6 protein-coding genes are annotated in these 6,129 nt (G+C 41.2%); all 6 read right to left on the bottom strand.

Going from position 1 to position 6,129, the window contains the following annotated elements:
• Positions 1-29 precede the first annotated feature (29 nt).
• A complete protein-coding gene (lepB, locus tag H5202_RS16925; protein ID WP_182773108.1) occupies positions 30-944 on the bottom strand; it encodes a signal peptidase I in 915 nt (304 codons plus the stop codon).
• A gap of 465 nt (positions 945-1,409) precedes the next feature.
• The gene (lepA, locus tag H5202_RS16930) at positions 1,410-3,200 is read right to left on the bottom strand and encodes a translation elongation factor 4 (RefSeq protein ID WP_182773109.1); all 1,791 of its coding nucleotides are present in this window, start codon (positions 3,198-3,200) and stop codon (positions 1,410-1,412) included.
• 225 nt (positions 3,201-3,425) lie between these two features.
• The gene (locus H5202_RS16935; protein WP_182773113.1) at positions 3,426-3,896 is read right to left on the bottom strand and encodes a SoxR reducing system RseC family protein; all 471 of its coding nucleotides are present in this window, start codon (positions 3,894-3,896) and stop codon (positions 3,426-3,428) included.
• Positions 3,897-4,093: 197 nt separating this feature from the next.
• Positions 4,094-5,026, bottom strand: coding sequence for a MucB/RseB C-terminal domain-containing protein (locus H5202_RS16940; RefSeq protein WP_182773110.1), 933 nt, complete (start codon positions 5,024-5,026; stop codon positions 4,094-4,096).
• Between the two features lie 40 nt (positions 5,027-5,066).
• Complete coding sequence (locus H5202_RS16945) at positions 5,067-5,684, bottom strand: sigma-E factor negative regulatory protein (RefSeq protein ID WP_182773111.1); 618 nt, start codon at positions 5,682-5,684, stop codon at positions 5,067-5,069.
• 26 nt (positions 5,685-5,710) lie between these two features.
• A partial coding sequence (rpoE, locus tag H5202_RS16950) for an RNA polymerase sigma factor RpoE (RefSeq protein ID WP_182773112.1) occupies positions 5,711-6,129 on the bottom strand: 419 nt, incomplete at its 5' end.

The following is a 6,129-nucleotide window of genomic DNA, read 5'->3' on the forward strand; positions in this document are numbered from 1 at the left end:
CAAGCGCGGCAAATTTTTAATGGGTTCCATCAATGTATTCCACCTACTCTATCAAAACGAACACCGGTCGGTACCCACGTTGGCAACACATCACTCGGCTTACGATCAAATTCAAAACTAATCCAAATTGCAACGGCTTTACCGACAAGGTTTTCTTCCGGCACAAAGCCCCAAAAACGACTATCGGTACTATTATCACGATTATCACCCATGGCAAAATACATCCCTTTAGGCACGACAAATTCACCTGCAGGAAGACCTGCTTGAGGATAAAAATGCTGTCTAAAATCAGGGCGAGATGGATTAATTAGAATATCGTGTTCAAGATCGCCTAATTGCTCCGTCAAACGAGTTAATGGTACGCCATTTTGGCTAAACTCACCTCGATTAATCTCCACATGCTCAATGGTATGAGCAGCAGGACAGTCAGTTTTATTAGCACACGCTTCTTGGATCATGAGTTGTTTATTACGATAAAAAATCTTGTCACCAGGCAAACCAACCACACGCTTTATGTAATCAATTTTTGGATTTTCAGGGTATTTAAATACAAATACATCTCCGCGCTCAGGTTCACCCGTTTCAACCAACTTGCTACGCCATACAGGATCGCGTAATCCGTAACTAAACTTTTCAACCAAAATGAAATCACCGACCAAGAGTGTCGGCATCATTGAGCCTGAAGGGATTTGAAATGGCTCATAAATAAAAGAGCGTAAAATCATTACAAAAGCGATAACCGGAAAAATGGAATGTGCGGTTTCAACTAACACAGGCTCACGAATGATTTTATCTATCGCATCTGCACTTAACTGGGTTGAGTTAGCTTGTGCTGCTAATAAGCTTTCACGGCGTTTCGGCGCAAAAAATACCACATCAATTAACCAAATAAGACCACTGATTAGGGTTACGAGCACTAAAATGAGCGAAAAATAGGCTGCCATTACTGATTTATCTCCTGCTGGGTGTATTGGATCCATATGGCTTGAGCAAAGGCTCAGAATAACTCAATCCAGTATGGTGATTAACGAATAAACATTCACCCAGTTGAGTGTTACAAAATATATAGTAAAAATAACCATAACGCCGCAATACGCGGCGTTTAGTGTCTGTTGATCTTTCAAGGTTGTTTTTGCAGCGAATTGTTGGTCATTTATACAAGGCAGAGGCTTTGTAGTGTAGTTATTCTACATAAAAAGCCGATAACGCAGTAAAAATGGTCAACAAACGCTGCCCGAAGGGTTCAGCTAAAAACGTTTTACTCTTTGTTGAGCGATTCTTTGTGAATCAAGTGGTGCTTAGATTACTAGGCAGCAATCCACTCGCCTCGATTAAAACGTTTTTATCTCGAACAAAATTTAACCAGCAAACATCAACAGGCACTAGCAAACTAAAACAATTAATTATTATTAATCATTAAGTTTCAGTACCGCTAAGAATGCCTCTTGTGGCACTTCAACGTTACCCACTTGCTTCATGCGCTTTTTACCTTCTTTTTGCTTGTTAAGTAACTTCTTCTTACGCGAAACGTCGCCACCATAACACTTAGCGGTAACATCTTTACGTAATGCTTTAATACTTGAACGAGCAATAATCTGACTACCAACAGCTGCCTGAATAGCAATATCAAACATTTGGCGAGGGATCAGTTCTTTCATCTTTTCAACCAATGCCAAACCACGGTGACGAATATTGCTGCGGTGAATAATCATCGCTAGTGCATCGACTCTGTCGCCATTGATTAAAATGTCCAATCGCACCATATCGGCAGGATCAAAACGGATGAAGTTATACTCTAATGACGCATAACCCCGACTCGTTGACTTAAGACGGTCAAAGAAATCCATTACCACTTCAGCCATCGGCAAATGATAAGTCACAGCCACTTGATTACCGTGATAAACCATATTGGTTTGTGAACCACGCTTTTCAATACACAAGGTAATCACGTTACCTAAGTATTCTTTAGGCACTAATATGTTGGCTTCAACAATCGGTTCACGAATTTCTTCGATATTATTCAGCGCAGGTAACCCAGATGGATTATCAACATAAATCGTTTCACCATTGTTCATGATAACTTCGTACACCACAGTGGGTGCCGTCGTAATCAAATCCAGATTGTATTCGCGCTCTAAACGCTCTTGTACAATCTCCATGTGGAGAAGACCGAGATAACCTATACGGAAACCAAAACCTAACGCTGATGATGTTTCAGGTTCAAAAAACAGTGATGCATCATTCAAACTTAATTTATTTAACGCATCACGGAAGCTTTCATATTCATCAGTAGAAATCGGGAATACACCAGCATAAACCTGAGGTTTTACACGCTTAAAACCAGGTAGCGGCTTGTCTGCGCCATTTTTTGCATGGGTCAAGGTATCGCCTACCGGCGCGCCGTGAATTTCTTTAATACCTGAAATTATATAACCCACTTCACCGGCACGAAGCTCTAATTTGTCTTTTTCTTTTGGTGTAAAAATGCCTACGCGATCGGCGTTATAGTTTTGCCCTGTGGACATAACTTTAAATTTTTCACCTTTTTTAAGAATACCATTCTTAATACGTACTAAAGACACTACACCTAAGTATGCATCAAACCATGAGTCAATAATCAACGCTTGCAAAGGAGCTGATTCATCACCCTCTGGAGGAGGTATTTTCGCGATAATTTCTTCTAATACTAAATCTACACCCACACCGGTCTTCGCAGAACAACGCACAGCATCAATGGCATCAATGCCAACGATATCTTCAATTTCTGCTGCTACACGATCTGGTTCTGCCTGAGGTAAGTCTATTTTATTTAATATTGGTACAACGTCCAAATTCATTTCTAGTGCGGTATAGCAGTTTGCTAATGTCTGAGCTTCTACGCCTTGACCAGCATCTACGACTAATAGTGCACCTTCACAAGCAGCCAAAGAACGTGATACTTCATAAGAGAAGTCAACGTGGCCAGGTGTATCAATGAAGTTGAGTAGATAAGTTTTACCATCTTTTGCATGGTAATCTAAGGTGACACTTTGGGCTTTAATCGTAATGCCACGCTCACGTTCTAGATCCATTGAATCTAAAACCTGTGCAGCCATTTCACGGTCAGTTAAGCCGCCACATACCTGGATAAGGCGATCGGATAAAGTTGATTTACCATGGTCGATATGGGCAATAATCGAGAAGTTTCTAATGTGTTTCATTATGCTGCGATGACTACTACTAAAATGATGAAAATTAAGGTGGCAAATTGTACCTGATTAGGGGGGTAATACCAATCAGATTAAACAATAGTATCTATTTTGGTACGATTATCGACCAATACCAGAGGTTTTCGAATGTGTGTTATTACATTTTCAGGCTCAAAGGATCAGTGCAACAGATGATATAGCGTGAGTGGCGGTTAGCAAGAATGCGTAAAACACTGACTAATTAGTGGCACTAATAATGCCCACTTCTTGGCCTAGATAAGCAATGATCTCTGGTGTTGCGTGAGCCTCAAGTTGAGCGGCAAAGTGTTTACCAATAAACCATGCAACTAATGCGCCTATTGCACCAAAGGTCATCGCAAAACCATTAGTACTTAACCCTATTCCAGCAGCTAACATATGCCCTACCATTGCCGATAAAAACAACCCTAATAACGGCAATAAGTACACTAATGCTGCAGCTTTAATGATGACACTTTCAGGTAAGCCAATTTTAAGTAAATCACCGCTATTGCAAGGTTTCGCACTTGGTAATGAAAAACGTTGTGTATGAACCGAAAAAGCTTTAGCTATTGTCGATGTGCCACAATTTTCGCTGCTGGCACAATGGTTACATGCACTTTTTAACTCTACCTCAACGGTTACCCAGCCCTGTTGATAATCAACCACGCGGGCAATTTCTTCCATCATAGTGGATGTGGATGACTCAGGTATGTGACTATTCATTTAATCAACTCAAACCATAAATAAGAACACAACTTTAGCACAATGCTACTCATTGGCTAAGCAAGTTTACCGCTAAGCTAGATCATTTTTAACAGTTCACAAAAACACGAAAGCCGTGACACAAAACATGCTGCCACGGCTTTCTTGTCAATGAGCATTGTTTATTTTAACACTAAACTATTAGCTATTTTGTCTAATGTTTCAGAAGGTACCTTACCAATAGCAACCACTTCAAGTGTACCCACTTTAACAACCACCATGGATAAACCATTACGGATCAGTAGTTCATTGGGCATTGGATTTTCTCCAGCTCGCGCGACATAAACAGAAATATTGGCTAATCCATCCGTTAATGCCACATATTCAACCGGTTCATGAATACCAATCAAGCGGTGATGATCGCGAACAACTACATCAAACCCTTCTGGCAACCAAGTAAATTGCCAGTTTTTACCATCAGTGCGTTCCGCTTTGTTCATTACTGCTGGCCATTCCTGCTTTGCGGCTTCAATTAAAATGTTCGCAGGCTCAGTTAATTCAACCAACTCAATTACCATGGTTTGTTCAAGTAATTGTTTTTCTTTATTGAGAGAATCAAAACGTAACGGCAGATAAGTGTCCATATCAATCCACACTTGTGCGTCATAACGATTATCATCATTGGCGAGTAAACGGATCATTTGCCCTGGTCGTCCGGCAATGCGACCCCGACCACCGATGACAAACTGATAGCCTTTTTCGAGCTGGCTTAAATCTCCCGCTAGGGCTGCTGGCCAAATGCCCTGAATACGAGGCGCTACAACACTGTAAGCAGGTTGATCATGTTCTATGAACGTAACCGTATTACCCACTCGAACCGCATTTTTAGGGGGGCCATTAAGGTATTCAAGTAATGCGACTTCTTTATTATCGACAATGCCATGAATATAGACAAGCGGACGAATATGGTCGGCTTGTAGCTGAATAATAGAGGTTTTGTATTGCTTATCGTGCATTGCTTGGCTCATATTGTTAAGCCAAGCTTTAGCAGATAAATCATCTTCAGCGTGTATTGGAAAGGTTAACACTAACAGTGCTAGCAGGATAATGCGCAAGCTAACTCCTAACATGGTAAGACAAGGTTCTGCCGACGGATTATGGGTTTACCGCAGCATCTTGCACGCTATTATCATCAACAGCAACACCTGGATTCAAACGTTGTTGTAGCATATGATCTTGAATATAAGCATTAATACGGCGACGCTGTTCTATGACTTGCTCGTTGGAATAACTTTGTTGATTTTGTACTGCGCCAGTCTGATAACTTACCGGAGCCATGCTGCCTACTAAAGGACGGGTCATTAATACCGGTAATGGTGACTCAGCATCATTGGTTTGGTTATAGTTTTGCACTCCAACAATGGCCACCATAGCAACGGTTGCAGCAATAGCATATTGACCAAACTGTTTGAAGAATGGCACCACGTTTGAGGCCACTGCAATTGGCTGTGGAATTTCAACTTGATCAGCTAATTCACTTTGTTTGGCCTGAGGCATAATAATTGTCGGTTCAAGCTCAATTGCTGCCGTGATACTAGCAAAAAGGTCTAAGTCAATGGCTGCCGGCAACTCGCCGCGCAATGCATCGCCTATCATGTGATAGCGTTGCCATTCATCATGTGAAGCAACGTCGGCAGAAAGCTGCGCCAATGTTTTATCATCGGTTTCACCATCAACTGCTGCAGATACCCACTCTTGACTTGATTTAAGCATTATTCACCTATCTAAGGTTAAGACTGTTACTTTTCCAGCAAAGGCTGGAGCTGTTTGTCGATTGCTTCTCGAGCACGAAAGATACGAGATCTTACTGTGCCAACAGGGCAATCCATTATATTAGCAATATCTTCATAACTCATTCCTTCTAGCTCTCTGAGCGATATTGCCATTTTTAACTCTTCGGGCAGAGTGTCGAGCGTATCAAAGATCACTTTACTCATTTGATCTTTCATTAATAACCGCTCTGGTGATGCAAACTCTTTTAACGCATCACTGCCTTCATAATATTCTGCATCTTCTATATCAACATCGTTTGCAGGTGCTCTGCGCCCTTGCGACGTAAGATGGTTTTTTGCGGTGTTTACCGCAATACGATACAACCAAGTATAAAATGCACTTTCACCACGAAAATTTGCTAACGCTCTATATGCTTTAATAAAGG

The sequence above is a fragment of the Shewanella sp. SG41-4 genome (genome assembly GCF_014164505.1).
In the GTDB taxonomy this organism is placed as follows: Bacteria; Pseudomonadota; Gammaproteobacteria; order Enterobacterales; family Shewanellaceae; genus Shewanella.